The sequence below is a fragment of the Hydrogenophaga sp. IBVHS2 genome (genome assembly GCF_002127215.1).
Taxonomy (GTDB): domain Bacteria; phylum Pseudomonadota; class Gammaproteobacteria; order Burkholderiales; family Burkholderiaceae_C; genus Hydrogenophaga.
The window spans coordinates 256,900-278,132 of sequence record NZ_NFUT01000003.1 but is presented as its reverse complement, the minus strand read 5'-3'; the positions used below and the strand labels follow the sequence as shown (position 1 = coordinate 278,132).

Genomic DNA, 21,233 nt, shown 5'->3' with positions numbered 1-21,233 from the left:
GCGCTTGGTGATAATCCGCCCATGAGTTTTCTGGCCCTCGATGTCGGCAACACCCGCCTGAAGTGGGCCGTGTACGACGCTCCCCGCCCCGGTGCCCGCCTGCTGGCCCATGGTGCCCAGTTCCTGGAGAACATCGAGTCGCTGGAAGACGGCGACTGGAACCGCCTCTCGTGTCCGAGCTGGGTGCTGGGCTGCGTGGTGGCTGGCGACGCCGTCAAGCGCCGGGTGGAGGAGCAGCTGGAAATGTGGGACGTGACCCCGCGCTGGGTCGTGTCCTCCCAGGCCGAGGCGGGTCTGGTCAACGGCTACGACCATCCGGCCCGGCTGGGCTCCGACCGCTGGGTCGCCATGATCGGCGCTCGCCACCGGCTGCTGGCGCAGGGCCGGCCCCGTCCCTGTGTGGTGGTGATGGTGGGCACAGCCGTCACGGTGGAGTGCATCGACACCGAAGGCCGGTTTCTGGGCGGCATCATCCTGCCGGGCCACGGCATCATGCTGCGGGCCCTCGAATCCGGCACGGCCGGCCTGCATGTACCCACCGGTGAGGTGCGCGACTTTCCCACCAACACCAGCGATGCGCTCACCAGCGGCGGCACCTTTGCGATTGCGGGCGCGGTGCAGCGCATGGTGGAGAACCTGCGCCGCCACTGCGGCGAGGACCCGGTCTGCTACATGACCGGGGGGGCCGGCTGGAAGATGGCGCCCAGCATGTCGACCGAAGTCGAACTGGTGGAAAGCCTGATCTTCGACGGCCTGCTGGAGATCGCCAGCCGGCGGCTGGTGCTGGCCTGAGCGCGGCGCCGGTCAGTCGGTCTCGCCCCAGGGCAGCATCAGCGTGAGCGTGAGCAGGCGCTGGAATTCCGGCGTGAACCGGTCGACCACCTGTTGCGGGTCGGGGCACAGGCCGCTGTCGGCGATGCAGCCGAACTGCACCCCGCCGCCATAGCTCAGGATGGACACACCCAGTCCCACGGTGCCGGTCTGCGGCACCCAGAACATGGTCTGCTCCAGCGTGCTGCCACACACCTGGAGCTTGTGCGCCGGTCCGGGCACGTTGGTCATGACGGCGGTGGTCTTGCGGCCGAACAGGCTGAGCATGGCCTCCTGAGCCGGCTTGACCAGCAGGCCGGCCACCGACAGCAGGCCGAAGGTCAGCAGCGGCTGCAGGCTGCCCTTGAGTTCGGCCATGCGCCGCTTGACCGCAAACAGCCGCTCCAGCGGATGTTCGGTGCCGATGGGCAGCAGCAGCGGCACCAGGCCGAAACGGTTGCCCAGCTTCCAGGCGTCCTCCATGGGCCGCAGGTTCACCGGCACCATGGCACGGATTTCCTGACCGGTCGGGTCATCGCCCAGGTCGCGCAGGTAGTGGCCGATGGCGCCGGCCACGCAGGCCAGCAGCACGTCGTTCACCGAGCAGTGGAAGGCCCGGCCGATGGCCTTGACCTCGTCCAGCGGCACCGGCGCGCACCAGGCCACCCGCTTGGCATGTCCGGGCTGGCCCTTCAGGCGGGTGGGCGAGTCGTCGGGCATGAGGGCCAGGGCCGCCAGGTCGCTGGCCAGCTGGCCGCCCAGGCGGGCCATGTCCATGGCCTGATCGACCGTGTGGCCGAGGCCCTTGTGCGGCTCGGACAGCAGGGCGATCGATTTGGCGGCCCCGCCGCCGGCGGCTTCCAGGGCCCGGGCGGTGATGTCGCCCAGCGGCCGGATCAGGGTGTCGGCCACCCAGTCCTCGGCGCCTTCGCGCAGCGGCTTGCTGTGGCCCCGGGCCGGCTTGTCGCGGCGTTGCGGCGGCAGCGCGCCTCCGTCCACCAGGCTCATCATCACGCTGATGAGGGCGATGCCGTCGGCGATGCAGTGGTGGATGCGCGCGATCAGCGCCGAGCCGCCGTCGTGCTGCTCGATCAGCTCGAAGTGCCACAGCGGGTGGTCCGGGTCCAGCGGCTCCATGGCCAGGGTGGCCACGCGGTCCTGCAGGGCCTGCTGCGCGGTCTGGCCCTTGCGGCGGCGCAGCGGCCGGCTCTGCAGGTGCCGTTCCAGGCGGAAGTCGGGGTCGTCGCTCCAGTGCGCACCGGCGGCGTCTTCCCGCGCCACCTGCATGAAACGCCGGTAGGGCAGCAGCCGCTCCCGCACCCGCTGCTGCAGGGCCGCGGGATCGATGGCCGGGCGCAGGATCCAGACGCCGACGATCATCATCAGGTTGGACGGAGAGTCCATGCGCAGCCAGGCCGTGTCGACCTTGCTCATGCGCTCGCCGCTCAGGCCGAGGGTGCTGGTCAGGGCCTGTCTGACGGCGGCCACGCGTTGCTCCATGGGGGCTCCCGGATCTGGATGGGGTTCTCTAGGTTGGCGCCGATTGTGCAAGCGGGCGGGACCGTAAGATAGCGGGACACACCCTTACCCGCAGGAGACTCCATGTCCGATCTGACCGCCCGCTTCAACGCCGCCGTGGCGAATTCCAAGAACCTGAGCGAGCGCCCCGACAACGCCACGCTGCTCAAGATCTACGCGCTCTACAAGCAGGCCACGGCCGGCGACAACGCCGAGAAGAAGCCCGGTTTCGGCGACATGGTGGGCCGTGCCAAGTGGGACGCCTGGAACGGCCTGAAGGGCACCTCGGCCGATGACGCCATGCAGCAGTACATCGACCTGATCGAGAGCCTGAGCTGACCGGGCCTCAGCCCTTCTTCTTGCGGCCGGCCGGCTTGCTGCCTGCGGCCAGCAGTTCGTCGAGGTTCTTGACGATCTCGCTCTCGATGCGGTCCTTGAAGGCCCCCAGCAGGAAGCCCAGCTTCGCGTCCAGCTCGAAGCGGTTGCCGGTCACCCGCAGGCAGCCGCTCACCCCGGAGCGGGTGAACTGCACCTCGTCCGCCTCGTCGCCTTCTTCGTAGGTGCAGCTCATGTCGAACTCGGCTTCGGCCTGTTCGGCCCATTTCCAGGCCAGCTTGCGCGCGGCCTTCAGGCCCAGTTCGTGGTCTCGTTCGATGCGGATGTCGGCCATGGTCTAGCGTTCGTTGGAGGGCGGGGTCAGGCCGCGCAGGGCGGCGTGGCGGTCGGCCTTGGGCTGGCGGGCCAGCTGGCGCACCGCATCATAAAACCGGCCCCAGTCGCCACCGCTGCGCTCGTGCAGCGCCAGGAAGGCCGGCACCCATTCGTCGTAGGTGCCCTGGCTGGCCAGGCTGGCGTTGTTGGCCTGGGCGATCCAGGCGTCATAGCCGGCCCAGCCGCCCCACTTCGCCCGCAGCGATGCGTGGCGTTCGCGCAGCTGGGTCATGACCTCGGTCTTGCGGGTCTGGCGCTGCGTCTCGTCCAGCGCCGGGTCGGCATAGACCGTCTGCAACTGGCGGCGGATGTCGCGGGTCAGGGCCCGGAACTCCCGACGGCGGGCATCGAAGGTGGCGTACTCGGCACGTGCGGTCTCGCTGGCGCGGGTGGCCATCCAGCGTTCACCGCCAAGGCGCTCCACGGCGGTGGCAAACGATTCGTTGAAGGTGGTGTCGTCGGCAGCGTACACCACCTGGTGGGCCAGCTCGTGGAACAGCAGCCGGGCCACCTCTCCTTCGGGGTAGTGGATGAAGGTGTTGAGCACCGGGTCGCCGCCGATCCAGTTGGTCCAGCCCAGGGTGGAGTAGGCCGGCACCGGCTGCACCTGCACTTCCAGGTCCGCCGGCAGGCTGGCGGCAAACGCCCGGGCAGCGGCCTCGTCGAAGTAGCCCCGGTAAGTCACGCAGCCTGCCACCGGGAAGCACCACTGCTCCAGCTGCAGCGAGTACTTCGGGGCGGCCACCACATTGAACACGGCAGCGCGCCGGCCCAGGTCGGCATAACGGTGGTAACTGGCGTTGTCGGGCAGGCCGAGTTCGGTGACTGCAAACGCGCGCATCTCGCGCACCCGCTCCAGTCTGGGGCGGAGGGCGGCCGGCGTGGCCGGATCGGCCAGCCAGGCGTCGATGGGGCGGGCGGCGGCCATGAGCCGCAGGTGGCCGGTGACCGACTGCCAGTAGTAGCCCGGCCCGGGTGCGTGGCTGGCGCAGCCACCCGCCAGGGCGGCCGCCAGCAGGGCCATGCCCGCAGCGGCCCGCCGGCCCGCCATCAGGCGGCCTCGCCGGCCCGGGCCACCTCGACCAGGCAGTCGTAGAAGGTGGGGCCGCGGCCCAGGTCGGTCAGGCGCTGGCTGGTGACCTCGTTGACGTTGGTGCCGTCCGGACCGAGCTTGCGCCACCAGATGCCCAGGCCGTTGACCACACCGTGGCGGGCCCTTCGGCCCACCTTCACCCGGCAGCGGTACTCGCCCCGGTCGTTGAAGACGCGCACCATGTCGCCGTCGGCAATGCCCCGGTCCTCGGCATCGGCGGGATGCATCTCCAGCACCGGCTCGCCCTCGATGTCGCGCAGGCTCTGCACGTTGACGAAGCTCGAATTGAGGAAGTTGCGCGCCGGCGGCGAGATCATGGCCAGCGGGTAGGCGGCCGACGAGCCCGCGACCTCATGGTTGGGCAGGTGGTCGGGCAGGCCGTCCAGACCCTGGGCCTGAAGTCGCGCGCTGAAGAATTCGCAACGGCCGGACGGGGTGGGGAAGCCACCGTCCGCATAGGGCGCATCCGGGATATTCACCGTGGCAAAGCCCTGTTCGAGCAGTTCCTGGAAGTCCACCACCTCGGGGCGGAAGGCCTGGCGGCACAAGGTTTCGTCGTCGTCGTCGAAGCAGGGCTCGGTGAAGCCCATGCGCCGCGCCAGCGCGCGGAACACCTCGGTGTTGGTGCGGGACTGCCCGACCGGCGCGATGGCAGGCCGGTTGAGCAGCACGTCGGTGTGGCCGTAGCTGGTGTGGATGTCCCAGTGCTCCAGCTGGGTGGTGGCCGGCAGCAGGATGTCGGCGTGGTCGGCGGTGTCGGTGCGGAAGTGCTCCAGCACCACGGTGAACAGGTCGTCCCGCGCAAAGCCGCGCACCACCTTGCCGGATTCGGGGGCCACGGCCACCGGGTTGCTGTTGTAGACCACCACCGCTTCGACCTTCGGGCCGAAGGCGGGCGAGGCCTCGCGCAGCAGGTCGTCACCGATGGTGCTCATGTTGATGGTGCGGGGCTGCCGGCCGGCCAGCAGGTCCGGGCGCTGCAGCGCCGCGCGCTCCACCGGGAACTGCCCGGAGCTCGACAGCAGCACGCCGCCGGCCGGGTCGCGCCAGGCGCCCACCAGCGCCGGCAGGCAGGCCACGGCACGCACCGCGTTGCCGCCACCGCGCACCCGCTGCATGCCGTAGTTCAGGCGGATGGCAGCCGGCCGGGTGGTGCCGTAGGCGCGGGCCAGATCGATGATCTGCTGCACCGGCACATCGCACACCTGGGCAGCCCGCTCGGGGGGCCACTGCAGGGCACGCTCGCGCAGGGCCTCGAAGCCCAGGGTGTGGTCGCGGATGTAGTCGTGGTCGAGCCAGTCGTGGGTGATGAGCTGGTGCATGACCGCCAGCGCCAGGGCGGCGTCGGTGCCGGGCCGCAGGGCGATGTGCTCGTGGCACTTCTCGGCCGTCTCGGTGCGGCGCGGGTCGATGCACACCAGCCGCGCGCCGTCGCGCTTGGCCTGCTGGGCCAGCTTCCAGAAGTGCAGGTTGCTGCCGATGGAGTTGCTGCCCCAGATGACGATGAGCTTCGCCTGGGCGAAGTGCTCCACCTTCATGCCCACCTTGGCACCCAGGGTCTGGACCAGCCCCTCGCCGCCGGCGGCCGCGCAGATGGTGCGGTCCAGCAGCGAGGCACCCAGGCGGTGGAAGAAGCGCGCCGCCATCGATTCGCCCTGCACCAGGCCCATGGTGCCGGCGTAGCTGTACGGCAGGATGGCCTGGGGATCCCGGGCGGCGATGTCGCCCAGGCGCGCCGCGATGGTGTCCAGCGCCTCGTCCCACGAAATGGGTTCAAACCGGCCGCTGCCCTTGGGGCCGGTGCGGCGCATCGGCTGCAGCAGGCGTTCGGCATGGTGGGTGCGCTCGGCATAGCGCGAGACCTTGGTGCACAGCACGCCGTCGGTGTGGCGGTGGGCCGGGTTGCCGTGCACTTTGACCGCCACGCCGTTCTCCACGGTGGTGATCAGGGCACAGGTGTCGGGGCAGTCGTGCGGGCAGGCGCCGCGCACGGTGAGGGTTTCGGCGGTCATGGAAGCGGTGGCGGTGTGGCAGGCGTGCTGCGTTCCGGGTCAGGATATCAGGACAAACCGGGTGGGGTATCACGTTCAGCCTGTACAGTCGTGTCACCGGGCGCAGATCCGGTCACGTGACCCCCGCAGCAGGAACAACGGCTGAAGGGGCCTCAGGGATGTGAGGCCCGGCAGCCTTCCATGGAGACCCTACATGCATTTGCCGTCGCTCTCTTCACTTGTCCTGGCACTGGCGACTGCGCTGTCGGTCGTGGTGCCGTCGGCCATGGCACAGGCGCCCGCTGCGCCGGCGGCCCAGCCCATCCGGCTGGGTCTGATCCTGCCCCTGACCGGCGGCTCGGCCGACATGGGCAACAGCGCCCGCGTGGGTGCCCAGGTGGCGGTGGAGGAAATCAACGCAGTGGGCGGCTATCTGGGCCGCAAGCTGGAGCTGGTGATCCGCGATGACCAGGCCAACCCCGATGCCGGCCTGGCCCATGCCGAAGAGCTGGTGCTCAAGGAAAAGGTGACGGCCACCCTCGGCTTCTGCAACACCGGTGTGGCCATGAAGGCGCTGGACGTGTTCCAGAACAACCAGCACCTGCTGATCGTGACGTGTGCCACCGGCACCGCCATCACCGCCAAGTACCCGGCGGCCGAAAGCTTCATCTTCCGCACCTCGGCCCGCGACCAGCTGCAGTCGAAGTTCCTGGTCGACGACATCGTCAAGCGTGGCCTCAAGAAGGTGGCCCTGCTGGTGGACACCACCGGCTATGGCGATGGCGGTCTGCGCGATCTGGAGGCCGCGCTCAAGGCCGAAGGGCTCACGCCGCACATCGTGGTGCGTTTCAAGGTGGGCGTGAAGTCGCTGACCGAGGAGATGAAGCAGCTCAAGGATTCCGGCGCCGATGTCCTGATCGGCTGGACCGTGGGGCCGGAGCAGGGCGTGATTTCCGCGGCCCGCGCCGCCGCCGGCTGGAACGTGCCGCAGTACGGCCCCTGGGGTCTGGCGCACGGCTCGGCATTCGAGGTGTCCAAGGGCGCGGTCGAAGGGGCCCTGATGGTGCAGACCGTGCTGCCCAACCCGTTCATGGAGCGCAACAGCGCCTTCCTGCGTGGGTATGCCCGCTTTTCCAAGGAACGCCCCATCGGCTCCATGATGTCGGCCGCCCAGACCTACGACTCGGTGCACCTGCTGCTGCGCGCCATGTTCGTCGCGCGCGGCGACCTCAGCGGCAAGGGCCTGAAGAACGGCCTTGAGAACCTGCGCGAGCCCTACCGGGGTGTCGTCACCACCTACGACAAGCCGTTCAGCAACACCGACCACGACGCCATCTCGGCCAACATGCTGTGGCTGGGAACCTGGCGGGGCGGGGAGCGCACCTATGCGTACAAGGAAGACGCGTCCCGCGCCACCGTGATCCGCCGCAAGGAATGACCGCCCGCTCATGAAACTGATCGACTCCATCGTCACCCAGGCCGCCTCCATTGCGGCCGTCCGCCGCGACCTGCACGCCCATCCCGAACTGTGTTTCCAGGAGGTGCGCACCGCCGACGTGGTGGCCCGCTGTCTGACCGACTGGGGCATCGAGATCCACCGGGGCATGGGCACCACCGGCGTGGTGGGCATCGTGCACGGCCGTGACGGCGGGGCCTGTGGCCGGGCCATCGGCCTGCGGGCCGACATGGACGCCCTGCCCATGCAGGAGCACAACACCTTTGCCCATGCCAGCCGCCACCCGGGCCGCATGCACGCCTGCGGCCACGACGGCCACACCGCCATGCTGCTGGCCACGGCCCAGCACCTGGCCCGCCACCGCGACTTCGACGGCACGGTCTACCTGATCTTCCAGCCGGCCGAGGAGGGCGGCGGCGGCGCCCGCGAGATGATCAAGGACGGCCTGTTCGAACGCTTCCCCATGCAGGCGGTGTTCGGCATGCACAACTGGCCGGGCATGAAGGTCGGCAGCTTCGCCGCCAGTCCGGGGCCGGTGATGGCGTCGAGCAACGAGTTCCACATCACCATCCGGGGCAAGGGCTCGCATGCGGCACTGCCCCACAACGGCATCGACCCGGTGCCGGTGGCCTGCCAGATGGTGCAGGCCTTCCAGACCATCATCACCCGCAACAAGAAGCCGGTGGACGCGGGCGTCATCTCGGTCACCATGATCCACACCGGCGAGGCCACCAACGTGGTGCCGGACAGCTGCGTCATCCAGGGCACGGTGCGCACCTTCACCTTCGAGGTGCTCGACCTGATCGAGTCGCGCATGAAGCTGGTCGCCGAACACACGGCAGCGGCCTTCGGTGCGACGGTCGAATTCAGCTTCCGCCGCAATTACCCGCCCACCATCAACCACAAGGCCGAGACCGCCTTCATCCGCAGCGTGATGACCGAGATCGTCGGCGAGGCCGGCGTGCTCGACCAGGAGCCCACCATGGGCGCGGAGGACTTCGCCTACATGCTGCAGCACACGCCCGGGGCCTATGTGTTCATCGGCAACGGCGACGGCCTGCACCGCGAGATGGGCCATGGCGGCGGCCCTTGCACCCTGCACAACCCCAGCTACGACTTCAACGACGACCTGATCCCGCTGGGCGCCACGCTGTGGGTGCGGCTGGTCGAGCGCTGGCTCAACGCTGGTAGGCCTCCATCAGCGTGATCAGGTGCCGGCGTTGCGCCGGCTCCAGGTACGGCGCGAGCAGGTGCAGCACATGCCCGGCCCCGCGCAGGAGCGACTGCTGGGCGTTGTCCGGCTCCAGCGCATGCCGCGGGTCCCGCACATATTCGAAGCTCAGCCAGTAGGTCAGCACCACCACCATGCTGGTGGCGGTGGGCTCCACCTCGCGGGCATCGATCTGCACCGCGCCATGGCGGCTCAGGCTGGCCAGCATCTGGCGGATGGCGCGGGACTTGTCCTGCAGCACGGCCTGAAAGCGGGTCTCCAGCACCCGGTTCTTGGACAGCAGGTCGTTGAGGTCGCGGTACAGGAAGCGGTACTGCCAGATGATCTCGAACAGCGAGTGCAGGAAGAACCAGGCGTCTTCCACATGCCGCACCCCGTCGGCCGCACCCAGCAGCTCGGCCAGCGCACGTTCGTGCTGCTGACACAGTGAATTGATCAGCTCGTCCTTGGCCGGGTAGTGGTAGTACAGGTTGCCCGGGCTGATGCCCAGCTCGGCCGAGATCAGCGTGGTCGAGACATTGGGCTCGCCGAACCGGTTGAACAGGCTCAGCGTGGTTTCGAGGATGCGTTCGGCGGTGCGGCGCCGCGGCTTGCGTTCGGTCATGGGGCCGGTCGGGCCGGCGTTGCCGGCAAGGCGGCCTGCAGACGGTCGAGCACCTGCTGCAGGCGGGCCACCGGATCGGGGGCCGCCGGCCGGCGCGGACCCAGGGGTGGCAGCAGGCGAAGGTCAGGGTCGCTGATGGCATCGCGGTTCAGGGCGATGCCGTGGCGGGCCAGGCGGGGCGTCAGTGCGCCGGCGCGCTGGCGCAGCAGCTGCCGGGTCTGCTGGAACGCGTGTTCGGCCATCTCGCGGCGCTGGCTGTAGCTGAAGGTGTTCGCAAAGAAGAGTTCGGCGTCGCGCTGGTCGGGCTCGATCAGCACGATGTCGGTGTCGGGCCAGGTCCGCTCGTAGTGCTTGAAGCCCAGGGCCAGCCGCGAATGGATCATGGAGCGGAAGGTCTGGCTCATCACCGCCGGCAGACCGCCTTCGACCAGTGCCGGGATGCCGCGCTGGCGCGGGGCGTCGGGCGCGGCCCGGAACGGCACCAGCGGGTTCAGGCAGATCAGCAGGTCGATGCCGTCTTCCAGCGCCACCGAGGCATGCACCGTCTTCTTCAGCGCCCCGTCCACATAGTGCTGGCCGTCGATGCAGACCGGCGGGAACAGGCCGGGCAGGGCGGCGCTGGCCTGGATGGCGCGCGAGATGGGCACATGGTCCCAGCCGGGTCGTCCGAACGGCGCGGCCTCGCCGCTGTCGAGCTGCGTGGCCACCAGGGTCAGCTTCGTGGCGAGCTGCCGGAAGTCGTTGGTGCGGCCGGGCAGGCTGAACAGGCGCTCGATCTGGCGGTGGATGGCCTCGTTGTCGAGCACGCCGGTGGGCAGGGCGGCCCCCAGGCGCTCGAAGGCGCTGGTGAACGACTTGCCCTGCCACAGCCAGGCCTGCAGCGCGCTGACGGTCAGCCCGGGCACCCGCGCGGCACGGCCGGCCAGTTCGCCCCAGGCCGGCATCAGCAGCCAGGACGGATCGAAGCTGTCGGGGCCGGGTCGGTCGTCGATGAAGGCGTCGCGCAGCTCGGCGGGGGTCAGGCCGTTGGCCAGCCCGGCCGCGATGAAACCGCCGGCCGACACCCCGATGTAGTGGTCGAACCGGTTGAAATCCAGGCCATCCAGGCAGGCATCGAGGGCGCACAGGGCGCCGATCTCGTAGATGGCCCCCAGCGGACCACCGCCGGCCAGCGCCAGGGCCAGGCGGGTCGGTGCCTTGCGGGTGGCACTGCGGCGGGGGGTGTTCATGCGGCCGAGTGTAGGCCGGTGGGCGTCAGGGACATGCTGCGCTGCAGCAGCCCCCCGGGGTCACCCCGGCCGCCGCGCCGGTCAGGCTGCCGGGGTGGACTTGGCCGACTTCGCAGCGGCGCGCTTGCGGGCCGGGGCCTTGGCGGCGGGCTTGGCCGCCACCTTGACGGCGGCCTTGGCGGCGGGGCGTGCAGCGGGCTTGGCAGCGGCGCGCTTGCGGGCCGGAGCCTGGCCGGTGAGCTGGGCCACATGGGCGTTGAGTTCGTCGATGCGGGCCATCAGGGCCTCGATGTCGCGGGCGGTCGGCACACCCAGGGTGCCCAGGGCCTTGGCCACGCGCTCCTCGAACAGCGACTCCAGCTTGTCCCATTTGCCGGCGGCCTTGGACGAAATGTCGTTGGCCATGCTGCTCACCCGGCTGGTGGCTTCCGAGATGCGCTCCTCGGCCACGGCCTGGGTCTTGCGCTGGATCGACAGGCCTTCCTTGACCAGGGTCTCGAAGGCCTTGCCGCCTTCGGCCTGGGCCTTGGAGAACGCACCCAGTCCGGCGAGCCAGATCTGCTGGGCCGAATCCTTGATGGCACCCGACAGGGCCGACTGGCCCGATGCCTTGGTGGCGGACGATGCGTTGCTGCTCTTGCTGACCTTCTTGACCATGGTGCTCTCCTGATGCGGGGGAAGGGACGTGGCCGGGCCACGGCGGAAGCCGCATGGTGTCGGCCACCGCAGGGACTGTGTAGGGACGCCTGACTAAAAACGGGCGGCCGGCCCCGCTGCCACGGGTTTGTTCGGAATCGCAAGCCGATGGCGGCACGACAGAATCGGCGGCGTCCCGACACACGAACCCGATACAGGAGATTCCCCATGCATTACTTCGTCACCGGTGCCACCGGCTTCATCGGCAAACGGCTGGTCGCCCGGTTGCTGCAACGCAAGGGTGCGGTGGTGCATTTCCTGATCCGGCGCGAGAGCGAGGGCAAGGTGGCCCAGCTGCGCGAGTTCTGGGGCGTGGGGCCCAGCCGTGCGGTACCGGTGTTCGGCGACCTGACCGAGAAGAAGCTGGGCGTGGCCGCCGACGACGTCCGCGCCCTCAAGGGCCAGATCGACCACTTCTTCCACCTGGCCGCGGTCTACGACCTGGAGGCGGACGAAGAGAGCCAGGTCAAGGTCAACATCGACGGCACCCGCAACACGGTGGAGTTCGCCCGCGCCATCGCGGTCGGCCATTTCCACCATGTGTCGTCCATCGCAGCGGCCGGCCTGTACGAAGGTGTGTTCCGCGAGGACATGTTCGAGGAGGCCGAGAACATCGACCACCCCTACTTCATGACCAAGCACGAGAGCGAGAAGATCGTGCGCAAGGAATGCAGGCTGCCCTGGACGGTGTACCGCCCGGCCGCCGTGGTGGGGGACAGCCGCACCGGCGAGATGGACAAGATCGACGGGCCCTACTACTTCTTCAAGCTGATCCAGCGCATCCGCCAGATCCTGCCGCCCTGGATGCCCAGCGTGGGCCTGGAGGGCGGGCGCATCAACATCGTGCCGGTGGACTTCGTCGTGGCCGCGCTCGACCACATCAGCCACGGCCAGCGCGCCGGCGGTGAATGTTTCCACCTCGTCGACCCGGTGGGCTACCGCGTGGGCGACGTGCTGGACATCCTCAGCCGTGCCGCGCACGCGCCCAAGATGAACCTGTTCGTGAATGCGGCGCTGCTGGGCTTCATTCCCAAGAGCGTCAAGAAGGGCCTGATGGCGCTGGCCCCGGTGCGCCGGGTGTACCGCGCCGTCATGCAGGACCTCGGGCTGCCCGAGGACATGATGACCTTCGTCAACTACCCGACCCGCTTCGACTGCCGCCAGACCCTGGCGGCGCTCAAGGGCAGCGGCATCGAATGCCCCAACCTGCGCGACTACGCCTGGCGCCTGTGGGACTACTGGGAGCGCCACCTCGACCCCGACCTGCACATCGACCGCAGCCTCAAGGGCACGGTGGCCGGCAAGGTGGTGCTGGTGACCGGGGGCAGCTCGGGCATCGGCCTGGCGGCAGCCCACAAGTTCGCCGAGGCCGGTGCGACCACCATCATCTGCGGCCGCGACCAGGACAAGCTCGACGAAGCCTGCGCCGAGGCCAAGGCCCGGGGCTATGCCTTCGTGGCCTACCCGGCCGACATCGCCGACATGGCCGACTGCGACCGCTTCGTGCAGCTGCTCATCCAGAACCACGGCGGCGTGGACTACCTGATCAACAACGCCGGCCGCTCGATCCGCCGCGCCATCGAGAGCAGCTACGACCGCTTCCACGACTTCGAGCGCACCATGCAGCTCAACTACTTCGGCTGCCTGCGGGTGACCATGGGGCTGCTGCCGGGCATGGTGGCCAGGAAGCGCGGCCACGTGGTCAACATCAGCTCCATCGGTGTGCTGACCAACGCCCCGCGCTTCTCGGCCTACGTGGCCAGCAAGGCGGCCCTGGACGCGTGGACCCGCTGCGCCTCCAGCGAATTTGCCGACCAGGGCGTGACCTTCACCACCATCAACATGCCGCTGGTGCGCACGCCCATGATCGCGCCGACCCAGATCTACAAGAACGTGCCCACGCTGGCACCGGAGGAGGCGGCCGACATGATCGCCCAGGCCTGCATCTTCCGGCCGGTGCGCATCGCCACCCGCCTGGGCATCACCGGGCAGGTGATGCATGCGCTGGTGCCGCGGGTGGCCCAGATCGTCATGAACACCAGCTTCCGCATGTTCCCGGACTCGTCGGCCGCCAAGGGTGACAAGGGCGCCAAGCCCCAGCTCTCTCCCGAGGCGATCGCCATGCAGCAGATGATGCGCGGCATCCATTTCTGAGTCCGGTGGTGGACCTGCTGCAGGGCAGGGCGGGGAGGCATCCCTAGAATCGGGGGCTGCTTCAACCCGTCCCCTTTCACCCCCGCCTCGCCCATGTCCGACACGACCCAACCCCTGTCCCCGCTCGACCGCGCGGGCGTTCTCGCCCAGGCCCTGCCGTACATCCGCAAGTACCACGGCCGCACCATGGTCATCAAGTACGGCGGCAACGCCATGACCGACCCGGCCCTGCAGGCCGCCTTTGCCGAGGACGTGGTGCTGCTCAAGCTGGTGGGCATCAACCCGGTGGTGGTGCACGGCGGCGGTCCGCAGATCGAGACCCTGCTGCAGCGCCTGGGCAAGAAGGGCGAATTCATCCAGGGCATGCGCGTGACCGACCCCGAGACCATGGAAGTGGTGGAGTGGGTGCTGGCCGGCGAGGTGCAGCAGGACATCGTGGGCCTGATCAACCAGGCCGGCGGCAAGGCGGTCGGCCTGACCGGCCGAGACGGCGCCATGATCCACGCCCGCAAGCTGCGCCTGACCGACACCAAGGACCCCTCGCGCGAGCACGACGTGGGGCAGGTGGGCGACATCGTCGGCATCGACCCGTCGGTGGTCAAGGCACTGCAGGACGACCAGTTCATCCCGGTGGTCAGCCCCATCGGCTTCGGCGACCAGAACGAGAGCTACAACATCAACGCCGACGTGGTGGCCGCCAAGCTCGCCACCGTGCTGCAGGCCGAGAAGCTGCTGATGCTCACCAACATCCGTGGCGTGCTCGACAAGGACGGCCAGCTGCTGTCCGAGCTCACCCCGCGCCGCATCGACGAGCTGGTGGACGACGGCACCATCTCCGGCGGCATGATCCCCAAGATCGCAGGCGCCGTCGATGCCGCCCGCAGCGGCGTGAATGCGGTCCACATCATCGACGGCCGCGTGCCCCACGCCCTGTTGCTCGAAGTGCTGGGCAACGAGCCCTTCGGCACCATGATCAAGCGATGAGACTGCTGCTGGTCGAGGACGACGTGATGGTCGCCAGCGGCATGAAGCTGGGGCTGTGCGACGCCGGTTATTCGGTCGACTGGGTGGGCAGCGCCGAACGCGCCGAGCAGGCGCTGCAGGCCGAGAGCTTCGATGCCGCCATCGTCGACATCGGCCTGCCCGGCATGGACGGTCTGGAGCTCACCCGACGCCTGCGCAGCAACGGCCAGGCCATGCCGGTGCTCATCCTCACCGCCCGCGATGCGCTGCACGACCGTGTGCACGGGCTGGACATCGGTGCCGACGACTACATGGTCAAGCCCTTCGAGCTGCCCGAACTGCTGGCCCGCCTGCGGGCCCTGCTGCGCCGCTCGCAGGCCGCCACCTCGGCGGTGCTCAGCTTCGGTCCGCTGGAGATGGACACCGCGCATCGGCGCCTGCTGCTGGCCGGCCAGACGCTCGATGTGGGGCCGCGCGAATGGTCGGTGCTCGAGTACCTGCTGCTGCAGGCGCCCAAGCCCGCCGCCAAGGACAAGCTGCTGCTGGCCCTGACCGGCTGGGACAAGGAGATCACGCCCAACGCGATCGAGGTGTATGTCTCCCGCCTGCGGGCCAAGCTGGAGCCGGCCGGCATCGCGCTGCGCGCCATCCGGGGCTTCGGCTACCGGCTCGAGATCAAGGCAGCGGGCGATGGCACTGAAAGCACCCCGGCTGCTTGAGGCGGTGTTCTCCAGCGGCGTGATCGGCGGGCTGCAGCGCCGTCTGCTGGTGCTGCTGCTGGCCACCATCGCCCTGATCGCCGTCATCAGCGTGGTCATCAACTACCAGGCGGCCGGCACGGCGGCCCTGCAGCAGGACCAGCGCCTGCAGCGCCTGGTGCCGATGCTGGCCGACTCGGTGGTGAAGGCCCAGATCGTCGGCCCCAGGGCGTCGGCCGTGCCGCTCCTGGTCCCCAATGCCGAGGACCTGATCCAGCAACCCGGGCTGTCGCTGCTGCTGGCGCCGTCGCTGCTGGAATTCCTGCAGGACAGTCAGGGCGCTGCCACGCTGGGCGTGCTCGACGCGCAGGGCGTGCTGCTGCTGGGCGAACGGTGGCTGCCCACGGTGCTGCCCACCACCGACAACGCCGAATTCCTCAGCGTGGTCGAAGGCGGCGTCACCTACCGGCTGGTGGCCCAGCGGGTGCGGACCGATGCCGGCGAGCTGGTGGTCATGCTGGCCGACGGAACCGATCCGCGCCAGCACTGGCTGCGCGACGTGCTCACCCGCGTGCTGTTGCCCAACCTGCTGCTGTTCCTGGTGGCGGCTGCCGCGGTCATCTGGGGTGTGGCGCGGGCCCTGCAGCCCCTCATCGACCTGAAGCAGGCGGTCGAGAACCGGTCGCCGGGCGACCTGCGGCCCTTCGACGCCGGCGCATCGCCGGCCGAGGTGCGCCCGCTGGTGGACTCGCTCAACCGCCTGCTGGCGCTGGTGGACGCGCAGACCGATGCCCAGCGCCGCTTCGTGGCCGATGCCGCCCACCAGCTGCGCACGCCCCTGGCGGGCCTGCAGGCGCAGGTGGAAGCCTGGGCGCAGGGCGCGCGCAGCCTGGGCAGCGGCGACCTGCTCACCTTGCGGGCCGAGCAGGTGCTGCGGCTGCGGGCCGCCACGCGCCGCACCTCGCAGCTGGCCAACCAGCTGCTGGCCCTGTCGCGGGCCGACACCCTGGCCGGCGAGAGCCATGCCCGCCAGCAGGTCGATCTGGTCGAACTGTGCGAGACCGTGCTGGACGTGCACCTGGACGCTGCCACCGAGCGCGGTCTGGACATCGGGCTGGAGGTGTCTGCGGCCCGCACGATGGGCCATGCCTGGCTGCTGCGCGAACTGCTCATGAATCTGGTGGACAACGCGGTCAAGTACACCCCCTCCGGCGGCCGCGTGACCCTGCGCTGCGGTCAGACGTCCGGCCCGGCACCCTACAGCTGGGTCGAGGTCGAGGACGACGGCCCGGGCATTCCGGCGCAGGAGCACGAGCGGGTGCTGCAGCGCTTCTACCGGGTGCCCGGCACCGTGGGCGAGGGCAATGGTCTGGGCCTGGCGATTGCCGACAGCATCGCCCGCGTGCACCAGACCCGGCTGGAGTTCGGGGCGGGGGCCAACGGCCGCGGGCTGTGCATCCGCATCCCGCTGAATGCGGCCACCCACTAGCCCCGCAGGCCGCAGCCCCGCTGGTGAGCGACGGTAAGCGGATGTATCGGGCTGTGCGAGAATCCGCGCACCGGCCCAGGCCTCCACGGATCTCCTGCCATGACATCCCTGCCGTCCGAGTCTTCTGCTCCCGTCGATGCCGACGCCGATGCCCCGCCGGCCGGTCGCAAGCGGCCCCGCCCCGGTGAGCGCCGGGTGCAGATCCTGCAGGCCCTGGCGACCATGCTGGAACAACCCGGTGCCGAGCGGGTGACCACCGCCGCCCTGGCCGCGCGCCTGGAGGTCAGCGAGGCAGCCCTCTACCGCCATTTCGCCAGCAAGGCCCAGATGTTCGAAGGCCTGATCGAGTTCATCGAGCAGTCGGTCTTCGGCCTCATCGGCCAGCTGGCCGAGCGAGAGCCCGAGCCCACGGCCCGCTGCCGCAAGCTGGTGGCCCTGCTGCTGCAGTTCGGTGAAAAGAACCCCGGCATGACCCGCGTCATGGTGGGCGATGCCCTGGTGTTCGAGAACGAGCGCCTGCAGCAGCGCATGAACCTGTTCTTCGACAAGATCGAATCCGCCCTGCGCCAGGACCTGCGCGAAGCCGCTGCCGCCGGTGGTGCGGCCACCCCCACCGTGGATGCCCAGGGCGACGCCTCGGTCATCACCGCGTTCTGTGTGGGCCGCCTGCAGCGCTTTGCCCGCAGTGGTTTCCGCCGCAGTCCCGGCGAAGGCCTGGAACACGCCCTGGCCCTGCTGTTGCCGGGCGCACGGCCCTGACCGCCCGCACGCCCTGGGCGCCGGCGACGCTGGCCCCGGGATGGCATCTGCTGCTGCATCCCTCGGGGGCCGCCTGGCTGCCCGGAGTGGATGCCCTGCTGGTGGCCGACCTGCATTTCGGCAAGGCCGCCAGCTTCCGGCGTCTGGGCGTGCCGGTGCCCGAGGCGTCCACCGGCGGCACGCTGGACCAGTTGCGCCGCCTGCTGGACGACCTGCCGTCGCTGCCCGCCGCCGCCGCGCCCCGTGGCGCGGTGCAGCTGGTGGTGCTGGGGGATCTGCTGCATGCCGCACGCGGCCGCAGCACGGTCATGCTGGAGGCGGTGCAGTCGGCCCTGCAGCTCATGCAGGCCCATCCGGCGGCACCCGGCCTGCAGCTGCACCTGGTGCGCGGCAACCACGACGCCGCGGCCGGCGACCCGCCGGCGCACTGGGGGGTGCAGCTGCACGACGAACCCTGGCGCCTCGGGCCCTGGGCCCTGTGCCACGAACCGCAGCAGGCGCCCGGCGCCTACGTGCTGGCAGGGCACTGGCATCCCTGCACCGTGCTGCGCGGTCCGGCCCGTCAGCGCCTGCGGCTGCCCTGCTTCTGGTTCGGCGATGCCGCCACCCGCCCGGTCGGCGTGCTGCCGGCCTTCGGCGACTTCACCGGCATGCATCCCATCGACGCCCACCCCGGCGACCGGGTGTGGGCCATCGGCGGCGATGCGGTGCGTGAAGTGCCGGGCGGGGCTGCGGGTTAACCCTTGGTTTAGAGCCGCCCGCCTAAACAATCCCGGGCGAAAGCCTGGGCTGTCGGTGCACGGTCACCGAATTGCGGTAAAAATAGAACGACCGTTCGATTTCTGCGCCGCACCATGCCCACCACCTCCTCGCCCCGCACCCGCCGTCCGCGCGATGCCGCTGCGGAAAGGTCGCGCCCGCTGCAGAAAGGCCTGCAGACCAAGGCCGCCATCGTGGATGCCGCCCTGGGTCTGGCCACCCAGATCGGTCTGGAGGGCCTGTCCATCGGTGCCCTGGCCGAGGTGATGCAGATGAGCAAGTCGGGCGTGTTCGCCCACTTCGGCTCGCGCGAGGAACTGCAGATCTCGGTCATCCGCGAGTACCACACCCGTTTTGAGGACGAGGTGTTCTACCCCGCCATGGCGCAGCCACGCGGCCTGCCGCGTCTGCGCGCGCTGTTCGCCAACTGGATGAAGCGCACCTCGGTCGAGATCGACTCGGGCTGCATCTACATCAGCGGCGCGGTCGAATTCCACGACCGGACCGGCCCGGTGCGCGACGCCCTGGCCGGCTCGGTCAACACCTGGCTGGCCGCCATGCGGCGCGCCATCGACATTGCCGTGGCCGAGGGCCATCTGGCCCCGGGCACCGATGCCGCCCAGGTGGCCTTCGAGGTGCATGCCCTGATCCTGGCCCTGCATTACGAAGCCCGTTTCCTGCACAGCCCGGAGTCCATCGATCGCGCGGTCCGCGCCTTCGAAAGCATCCTGGCCCGACAGCAACCTGCAGCGCCTGTGGCGGCTCCCGCCCGCAAGCGCTGATTCCCTTTTCCGTTTCACAAACCCCAGCAAGGAGTCCCCCATGCCCGTCTACAACCCGCCTCTGCGCGACATGCAGTTTGTGATGCACGAAGTGCTCAAGGTCACCGACACCTTCCGCGAGATGCCGGCCCATGCCGAGATCGATGTGGACACCATCAACGCCGTGCTCGAGGAAGCCGGCAAGTTCGCCAGCCAGGTCATCTTCCCGCTCAACATCAGCGGCGACACCGAAGGCTGCAAGCTCGATCCCAAGACCCACGAAGTCACCACGCCCAAGGGCTTCAAGGAAGCCTACAAGCAGTACATCGAAGGCGGCTGGGCCGCGCTCAGCTCCGACCCCGAGTACGGCGGCCAGGGCCTGCCGCTGGCGGTCAACCAGTGCCTGTACGAGATGATGAACTCGGCCAACCAGGCCTGGACCATGTACCCCGGCCTGACCCACGGCGCCTACGCCTCGCTGCACACCCACGGCACCGACGAGCAGAAGGCCACGTACCTGGCCAAGATGGTCAGCGGCGAGTGGACCGGCACCATGTGCCTGACCGAACCCCACTGCGGTACCGACCTGGGCCTGATGCGCACCAAGGCCGAGCCGCAGCCCGATGGCACCTACAAGCTCACCGGCAACAAGATCTTCATCAGCGCCGGTGAACACGACATGGCCGAGAACATCGTGCACCTGGTGCTGGCCCGCCTGCCCGATGCGCCTCCCGGCATCAAGGGCATCAGCCTCTTCGTCGTGCCCAAGTTCCTCGTCAACCAGGACGGCAGCCTGGGTGCGCGCAACGGCATCTACTGCGGCGGTCTGGAGCACAAGATGGGCATCCACGGCAACGCCACCTGCCAGATGGTGCTCGATGGCGCCGTGGGCACCATGGTCGGCCAGCCCAACAAGGGCATGCAGGGCATGTTCGTGATGATGAACGCAGCCCGTCTGGGCGTGGGCAACCAGTCGCTGGGCCTGACCGAAGTGGCCTACCAGAACGCCCTGGCCTATGCCAAGGACCGCATCCAGATGCGCAGCCTCTCCGGCCCCAAGGCCAAGGACAAGCCGGCCGACCCGATCATCGTGCACCCCGATGTGCGCCGCATGCTGCTCACCGCCAAGGCCTATGCCGAAGGCGGCCGTGCCCTGGCCCTGTTCTGCTCGGTGCTGCTGGAGAAGGTGCACAGCCACCCGGACGAGAAGGTGCGCAAGGACAGCGACGAGATGCTGTCGTTGCTGACCCCCATCTCCAAGGCCTTCCTGACCGACAACGGCTACCTGGCCGCCACCGAGTGCCAGCAGGTGTTCGGCGGCCATGGCTACATCAAGGAATGGGGCATGGAGCAGTTCGTGCGCGATGCCCGCATCAACATGATCTACGAGGGCACCAACACCATCCAGTCGCTGGACCTGCTGGGCCGCAAGGTGCTGGGCAACAACGGCGCCACGCTGCGCAAGTTCGGCAAGCTGGTGGGCCGTCTGGTGGAGGAAGAGGGCGTCAACGAGAAGATGGCCGAGTTCATCAACCCGGTGGCCTACCTGGGCGAGCAGATGACCAAGTTCACCACCGAGATCGGCTTCAAGGCACTGCAAAACCCGGACGAGGCCGGCGCCGCCGCCGTGCCCTACCTGCGCGTGGCCGGCCACCTGGTGTTCGGCTACTTCTGGGCCCTGATGGCCCGCGAGGCGCTGCAGAAGATCGCTGCCGGCAGCACCGACCCGTTCTACACCGCCAAGCTGCAGACCGCACGCTTCTACTTCGCCAAGCTGTTCCCCGAGACCGCCACGCTGATGCGCACCGCGCGTGCCGGCGCAGCGGTCCTGATGAACACCGACGAGGCCCTGGCCTGATCGCCATGAAGACGACGCTGCTGGCTGCCCTGCTGGCCCTGGCCGGTGTGTCTGCGTCCGCGCAGATGACCCCGGTCGGGCTCTGGAAGACCATCGACGACGACTCCGGCAAGGAGAAGTCGCTGGTGCGCATCACCGAGAAGGACGGGGTCTTCGTGGGCCACATCGAGCGCCTGCTGGACCCGTCCACCGACCCCAAGGCGGTGTGCGAGAAGTGCACCGACGACCGCAAGGACCAGCCGGTGCTGGGCATGAACATCCTGCGCGGCGTGCGCCAGAGCGCCAGTGACCCGACCCTGTACGAGGGCGGCACCATCGTCGATCCCAACAACGGCAAGGTCTACCGCAACCGGCTCAAGCCGGTCAACGGCGGGCAGCAGCTGGAGATGCGCGGCTACCTCGGCCCCTTCTACCGCACGCAGGTCTGGCAGCGGGTCCAGTGACCCGCGCCCT

The 21,233-nt window shown here is 69.3% G+C and carries 20 protein-coding genes; 13 read left to right on the top strand and 7 right to left on the bottom strand.

The window, feature by feature from the left end; translation table 11 throughout:
• Positions 1–21 precede the first annotated feature (21 nt).
• The gene (locus CAP38_RS10555) at positions 22–792 is read left to right on the top strand and encodes a type III pantothenate kinase (protein ID WP_086121364.1); all 771 of its coding nucleotides are present in this window, start codon (positions 22–24) and stop codon (positions 790–792) included.
• A gap of 12 nt (positions 793–804) precedes the next feature.
• Here the strand turns inward: CAP38_RS10555 and CAP38_RS10550 are convergent, their stop codons facing one another.
• Positions 805–2,298 carry a wax ester/triacylglycerol synthase family O-acyltransferase gene (locus CAP38_RS10550; protein WP_373271409.1) on the bottom strand — a complete coding sequence of 498 codons (1,494 nt, stop codon included), beginning with the start codon at positions 2,296–2,298 and terminating at the stop codon, positions 805–807.
• A 114-nt stretch (positions 2,299–2,412) separates the two neighbouring features.
• Here CAP38_RS10550 and CAP38_RS10545 point away from each other — a divergent pair, with 114 nt between their 5' ends.
• Positions 2,413–2,667, top strand: a complete 255-nt coding sequence (locus tag CAP38_RS10545) for an acyl-CoA-binding protein (RefSeq protein WP_086121362.1) — start codon at positions 2,413–2,415, stop codon at positions 2,665–2,667.
• A 7-nt stretch (positions 2,668–2,674) separates the two neighbouring features.
• Here CAP38_RS10545 and CAP38_RS10540 read toward each other — a convergent pair whose 3' ends face one another.
• From CAP38_RS10540 to CAP38_RS10530, 3 genes are read right to left on the bottom strand one after another with little or no spacing between them, the layout of a single operon-like run.
• Entirely contained in the window at positions 2,675–2,998 is a 324-nt protein-coding gene (locus CAP38_RS10540; protein ID WP_086121361.1) for a polyhydroxyalkanoic acid system family protein, read from the bottom strand.
• A 3-nt stretch (positions 2,999–3,001) separates the two neighbouring features.
• A complete protein-coding gene (locus tag CAP38_RS10535) occupies positions 3,002–4,063 on the bottom strand; it encodes an aminopeptidase (RefSeq protein WP_256924413.1) in 1,062 nt (353 codons plus the stop codon).
• Positions 4,064–4,089: 26 nt separating this feature from the next.
• Complete coding sequence (locus CAP38_RS10530; RefSeq protein ID WP_086121359.1) at positions 4,090–6,144, bottom strand: molybdopterin-dependent oxidoreductase; 2,055 nt, start codon at positions 6,142–6,144, stop codon at positions 4,090–4,092.
• Positions 6,145–6,337: 193 nt separating this feature from the next.
• Here CAP38_RS10530 and CAP38_RS10525 point away from each other — a divergent pair, with 193 nt between their 5' ends.
• Both CAP38_RS10525 and CAP38_RS10520 read left to right on the top strand, forming a co-directional pair.
• A complete protein-coding gene (locus tag CAP38_RS10525; protein ID WP_086121358.1) occupies positions 6,338–7,561 on the top strand; it encodes an ABC transporter substrate-binding protein in 1,224 nt (407 codons plus the stop codon).
• A 10-nt stretch (positions 7,562–7,571) separates the two neighbouring features.
• Positions 7,572–8,786, top strand: coding sequence for a M20 aminoacylase family protein (locus CAP38_RS10520; protein ID WP_086121357.1), 1,215 nt, complete (start codon positions 7,572–7,574; stop codon positions 8,784–8,786).
• Here CAP38_RS10520 and CAP38_RS10515 read toward each other — a convergent pair.
• The 3 genes from CAP38_RS10515 to CAP38_RS10505 form a co-directional block, all read right to left on the bottom strand.
• On the bottom strand, positions 8,758–9,414 hold the full coding sequence (locus tag CAP38_RS10515) for a TetR/AcrR family transcriptional regulator (RefSeq protein ID WP_086121356.1): 657 nt from the start codon (positions 9,412–9,414) through the stop codon (positions 8,758–8,760). The genes CAP38_RS10520 and CAP38_RS10515 overlap by 29 nt on opposite strands.
• A complete protein-coding gene (locus CAP38_RS10510) occupies positions 9,411–10,643 on the bottom strand; it encodes a patatin-like phospholipase family protein (RefSeq protein ID WP_086121355.1) in 1,233 nt (410 codons plus the stop codon). Before CAP38_RS10510 ends, CAP38_RS10515 begins: the two co-directional genes overlap by 4 nt.
• Positions 10,644–10,724: 81 nt before the next feature.
• Positions 10,725–11,300: a phasin family protein gene (locus tag CAP38_RS10505; protein WP_086121354.1), complete on the bottom strand. Its 576-nt coding sequence runs from the start codon at positions 11,298–11,300 to the stop codon at positions 10,725–10,727.
• A gap of 207 nt (positions 11,301–11,507) precedes the next feature.
• Between CAP38_RS10505 and CAP38_RS10500 the strand changes: the two genes are divergently transcribed.
• From CAP38_RS10500 to CAP38_RS10460, 9 genes are all read left to right on the top strand, one after another.
• On the top strand, positions 11,508–13,493 hold the full coding sequence (locus CAP38_RS10500) for an SDR family oxidoreductase (protein ID WP_086121353.1): 1,986 nt from the start codon (positions 11,508–11,510) through the stop codon (positions 13,491–13,493).
• A 93-nt stretch (positions 13,494–13,586) separates the two neighbouring features.
• Entirely contained in the window at positions 13,587–14,477 is an 891-nt protein-coding gene (gene argB, locus CAP38_RS10495; protein WP_086121352.1) for an acetylglutamate kinase, read from the top strand.
• Positions 14,474–15,175: a response regulator transcription factor gene (locus tag CAP38_RS10490; protein WP_086121351.1), complete on the top strand. Its 702-nt coding sequence runs from the start codon at positions 14,474–14,476 to the stop codon at positions 15,173–15,175. The genes argB and CAP38_RS10490 overlap by 4 nt, the downstream gene beginning before the upstream one ends.
• Positions 15,147–16,643: an ATP-binding protein gene (locus CAP38_RS10485; protein WP_256924412.1), complete on the top strand. Its 1,497-nt coding sequence runs from the start codon at positions 15,147–15,149 to the stop codon at positions 16,641–16,643. The genes CAP38_RS10490 and CAP38_RS10485 overlap by 29 nt, the downstream gene beginning before the upstream one ends.
• Positions 16,644–16,742: 99 nt before the next feature.
• A complete protein-coding gene (gene slmA / locus CAP38_RS10480; RefSeq protein WP_086121350.1) occupies positions 16,743–17,402 on the top strand; it encodes a nucleoid occlusion factor SlmA in 660 nt (219 codons plus the stop codon).
• Positions 17,399–18,142, top strand: a complete 744-nt coding sequence (gene pdeM / locus CAP38_RS10475; protein WP_306297703.1) for a ligase-associated DNA damage response endonuclease PdeM — start codon at positions 17,399–17,401, stop codon at positions 18,140–18,142. The genes slmA and pdeM overlap by 4 nt, the downstream gene beginning before the upstream one ends.
• A gap of 114 nt (positions 18,143–18,256) precedes the next feature.
• On the top strand, positions 18,257–18,943 hold the full coding sequence (locus tag CAP38_RS10470; RefSeq protein ID WP_086121348.1) for a TetR/AcrR family transcriptional regulator: 687 nt from the start codon (positions 18,257–18,259) through the stop codon (positions 18,941–18,943).
• Positions 18,944–18,983: 40 nt separating this feature from the next.
• Positions 18,984–20,780: an acyl-CoA dehydrogenase C-terminal domain-containing protein gene (locus CAP38_RS10465; RefSeq protein ID WP_086121347.1), complete on the top strand. Its 1,797-nt coding sequence runs from the start codon at positions 18,984–18,986 to the stop codon at positions 20,778–20,780.
• 5 nt (positions 20,781–20,785) lie between these two features.
• Positions 20,786–21,223 (top strand): DUF2147 domain-containing protein, encoded by a 438-nt coding sequence (locus CAP38_RS10460; protein ID WP_086121346.1) that lies wholly within the window; start codon positions 20,786–20,788, stop codon positions 21,221–21,223.
• The last annotated feature ends 10 nt before the right edge of the window (positions 21,224–21,233 follow it).

Bases quoted from the DNA above. Each gene is read 5' to 3' on its own strand.
- CAP38_RS10555 (WP_086121364.1), top strand. From the start codon at position 22: ATGAGTTTTCTGGCCCTCGATGTCGGCAACACCCGCCTGAAGTGGGCC.
- CAP38_RS10545 (WP_086121362.1), top strand. From the start codon at position 2,413: ATGTCCGATCTGACCGCCCGCTTCAACGCCGCCGTGGCGAATTCCAAG.
- CAP38_RS10540 (WP_086121361.1), bottom strand. From the start codon at position 2,998: ATGGCCGACATCCGCATCGAACGAGACCACGAACTGGGCCTGAAGGCC.
- CAP38_RS10535 (WP_256924413.1), bottom strand. From the start codon at position 4,063: ATGGCCCTGCTGGCGGCCGCCCTGGCGGGTGGCTGCGCCAGCCACGCA.
- CAP38_RS10530 (WP_086121359.1), bottom strand. From the start codon at position 6,144: ATGACCGCCGAAACCCTCACCGTGCGCGGCGCCTGCCCGCACGACTGC.
- CAP38_RS10525 (WP_086121358.1), top strand. From the start codon at position 6,338: ATGCATTTGCCGTCGCTCTCTTCACTTGTCCTGGCACTGGCGACTGCG.
- CAP38_RS10520 (WP_086121357.1), top strand. From the start codon at position 7,572: ATGAAACTGATCGACTCCATCGTCACCCAGGCCGCCTCCATTGCGGCC.
- CAP38_RS10515 (WP_086121356.1), bottom strand. From the start codon at position 9,414: ATGACCGAACGCAAGCCGCGGCGCCGCACCGCCGAACGCATCCTCGAA.
- CAP38_RS10510 (WP_086121355.1), bottom strand. From the start codon at position 10,643: ATGAACACCCCCCGCCGCAGTGCCACCCGCAAGGCACCGACCCGCCTG.
- CAP38_RS10505 (WP_086121354.1), bottom strand. From the start codon at position 11,300: ATGGTCAAGAAGGTCAGCAAGAGCAGCAACGCATCGTCCGCCACCAAG.
- CAP38_RS10500 (WP_086121353.1), top strand. From the start codon at position 11,508: ATGCATTACTTCGTCACCGGTGCCACCGGCTTCATCGGCAAACGGCTG.
- argB (WP_086121352.1), top strand. From the start codon at position 13,587: ATGTCCGACACGACCCAACCCCTGTCCCCGCTCGACCGCGCGGGCGTT.
- CAP38_RS10490 (WP_086121351.1), top strand. From the start codon at position 14,474: ATGAGACTGCTGCTGGTCGAGGACGACGTGATGGTCGCCAGCGGCATG.
- CAP38_RS10485 (WP_256924412.1), top strand. From the start codon at position 15,147: ATGGCACTGAAAGCACCCCGGCTGCTTGAGGCGGTGTTCTCCAGCGGC.
- slmA (WP_086121350.1), top strand. From the start codon at position 16,743: ATGACATCCCTGCCGTCCGAGTCTTCTGCTCCCGTCGATGCCGACGCC.
- CAP38_RS10470 (WP_086121348.1), top strand. From the start codon at position 18,257: ATGCCCACCACCTCCTCGCCCCGCACCCGCCGTCCGCGCGATGCCGCT.
- CAP38_RS10465 (WP_086121347.1), top strand. From the start codon at position 18,984: ATGCCCGTCTACAACCCGCCTCTGCGCGACATGCAGTTTGTGATGCAC.
- CAP38_RS10460 (WP_086121346.1), top strand. From the start codon at position 20,786: ATGAAGACGACGCTGCTGGCTGCCCTGCTGGCCCTGGCCGGTGTGTCT.